Origin of the sequence: Pseudomonas sp. NPDC087346, from assembly GCF_044744235.1 — a bacterium.
Taxonomy (GTDB): Bacteria; Pseudomonadota; Gammaproteobacteria; order Pseudomonadales; family Pseudomonadaceae; genus Aquipseudomonas.
Map to the genome: position 1 here is coordinate 91780 of NZ_JBIUXX010000021.1, position 1819 is coordinate 93598.

The 1819-nt window shown below is 60.3% G+C and carries 2 protein-coding genes and 1 pseudogene; 1 reads left to right on the forward strand and 2 read right to left on the reverse strand.

Annotated features, from left to right (window positions below; all coding sequences use genetic code 11):
• A pseudogene (locus ACIOZM_RS14905) lies at nt 1-81 on the forward strand (peroxiredoxin); the annotation flags it as partial.
• A 77-nt stretch (nt 82-158) separates the two neighbouring features.
• Here ACIOZM_RS14905 and rnt read toward each other — a convergent pair.
• Nucleotides 159-836: a ribonuclease T gene (gene rnt / locus ACIOZM_RS14910; protein WP_253482063.1), complete on the reverse strand. Its 678-nt coding sequence runs from the start codon at nt 834-836 to the stop codon at nt 159-161.
• On the reverse strand, nt 833-1819 hold a 987-nt coding region (pyrC, locus tag ACIOZM_RS14915), incomplete at its 5' end, for a dihydroorotase (protein ID WP_401215074.1). The genes pyrC and rnt, both read right to left, overlap by 4 nt.

Here is a 1819-nt window from a genome sequence, read left to right on the forward strand (position 1 = left end):
TGGAAAAAAGGCGACAAAGGCATGAACGCTTCGCCAGAAGGCGTTGCTGCATACCTGACCGAGAACGCTGCTGCCCTGTAAGGCGCAACGTCGAGGTACAAAAAAACCGGCTCATGAGCCGGTTTTTTTATGCGCGGGATTTACCCGACGACCATTAATCAGTCGTCGAAGTCTTCCCAGCCACCCATCTGTTTCCAGCGATTGACGATGCCACAGAACAGCTCGGCAGTCTTCTCGGTGTCGTAACGCGCGGAGTGCGCCTCACGGCCGTCGAAGTCGATGTCAGCCGCCTGACAGGCCTTGGCCAGCACGGTCTGGCCGTACGCCAGACCAGCCAGTGTTGCGGTGTCGAAACTGGAGAACGGGTGAAACGGGTTGCGCTTCATGTCCAGTCGCGCAACGGCAGCATTGAGGAAGCCCAGGTCAAAGCTGCTGTTGTGGCCGACCAGAATTGCACGCTTGCAGCCGTTGGCTTTCAGCGCCTTGCGAATGCCACGGAAGATGTCGGTCAGCGCCGTTTCTTCACTGACGGCCATGCGCAACGGGTGATCAAGCTTGATCCCGGTGAACTCCAGCGCAGCCGCTTCGATGTTGGCACCTTCGAAAGGCTCGACGCGGAAGAAGTAAGTGTGATCCGGGTAAACAAAACCCTTTTCATCCATGGCGATGGTGGTCGCAGCAATCTCCAACAACGCATCGGTGGCCGAGTTGAAGCCACCTGTCTCTACGTCGACAACTACCGGCAGGTAGCCGCGAAAGCGTGCTGCCATCGGGTGACGGGAACCGCCGCCGCCACTTTGACCTTCCAGTTCGTCGTCGAAATGGTCTTCACTCACGCGTGTTCCTCCAGCAGGCGCCAGCGCAGTTTTTCACCGGCGCGCAGCGGGATAACGGTCAGCTCGCCAAATGGCAGGCTGGTCGGGGCGGTCCATTCTTGACGAACCAGGGTGATGCGGTCGGTGTTGGCCGGCAGGCCGTAGAAGCGTGGGCCGTTGAGGCTGGCGAACGCTTCCAGTTTGTCCAGTGCATTGCGTTGTTCGAACGCTTCGGCATACATCTCGATGGCAGCGTACGCGGTGTAGCAGCCGGCGCAGCCGCAGGCGGCTTCCTTGGCGTGCTGGGCGTGCGGTGCCGAGTCGGTGCCGAGGAAGAACTTCGCGCTGCCGCTGGTAGCGGCATCGAGCAGAGCTTCCTGGTGCGTATTACGCTTGAGGATCGGCAGGCAGTAAAAGTGCGGTCGAATCCCGCCAACCAGCATGTGATTGCGGTTATAGAGCAGGTGATGCGCGGTGATGGTCGCGCCAACGTTGGCCGGGGCCTCGTTGACGAACTGCACGGCATCGGCGGTGGTGATGTGTTCGAACACCACCTTGAGCGTAGGGAAACGCTCGACCACACGACGCATGTGTTCATCGATGAAGATTTTTTCGCGGTCGAACACGTCGACATCGCCACGGGTGACTTCACCGTGGATCAGCAAGGGCATCCCGACTTCAGCCATGGCTTCGATCGCAGGGAAGATCTTGTCGATGCTGGTGACGCCAGAATCCGAGTTGGTGGTCGCGCCGGCCGGGTACAGCTTGGCGGCGTGCACAAAACCGCTGGCCTTGGCTTCGCGAATTTCTTCGGGCTGGGTGCGGTCGGTGAGGTACAGCACCATCAGTGGCTCAAACTGACTGCCGGCCGGGCGGGCAGCGAGAATCCGCTGGCGATAGCCGTCGGCTTCAGCGGCGTTGCGCACCGGAGGTACCAGGTTGGGCATGATGATGGCGCGACCAAAAGTGCGCGCCACATCGGCAACGGTATTGGTCAACACGGC